Origin of the sequence: Paenibacillus sp. Lou8.1, from assembly GCF_024213565.1 — a bacterium.
Taxonomy (GTDB): Bacteria; Bacillota; Bacilli; order Paenibacillales; family Paenibacillaceae; genus Paenibacillus; species Paenibacillus polymyxa_B.
Genome location: NZ_JANAVN010000046.1, coordinates 1 through 580, shown reverse-complemented (window position 1 = coordinate 580; position 580 = coordinate 1). Strand labels below are relative to the sequence as shown.

Annotated in this window: 1 protein-coding gene; it reads right to left on the bottom strand. The window is 58.8% G+C overall.

The window, feature by feature from the left end:
* A partial coding sequence (locus NLX78_RS26385) for a non-ribosomal peptide synthetase (protein ID WP_254351929.1) occupies window positions 1-580 on the bottom strand: 580 nt, incomplete at both ends.

Genomic DNA, 580 nt, shown 5'->3' with positions numbered 1-580 from the left:
TTGATCGAATCGCCACCCAGTTCAAAGAAGTTATCCTGCGTGCCTACCGCTTCCACGCCGAGTACTCCGGCCCATACTGCAGCCAGTAGTTGCTCCACCGTAGTACGCGGTGCCACATAGGCTGCACCGGTATGAATACTTCCTTCCGGTTCCGGCAAGGCCTTGCGGTCGATTTTGCCGTTGCTCGTCAGGGGGATCGTCTCCAGTCGCATCAAACGTGCTGGCACCATGTGCGCTGGCAGCCCGGCTTCCAGTTCGGCCTGTACCTCCTCGATCTGCAGCTCGGCTTCTCCCGTGATGTATCCGCACAAGTACTTGTGTCCACGCTCATCCATCCGGTCGATGACTACTGCTTGACGCACGCCCGGCACCCGCTGGATCGCCGTTTCAATCTCGCCCAGCTCGATCCGGTAGCCCCGGATTTTCACTTGATAATCCATCCGCCCGATAAAGTCCACATTGCCGTCCGGCATCCACCGCGCCAAGTCACCTGTGCGGTACAGTCGTTCACCTGGCACGAACGGATTGGCCACGAATTTCTCGGCTGTCAGGTCCGCACGGTTCAAGTATCCCCGTGCTA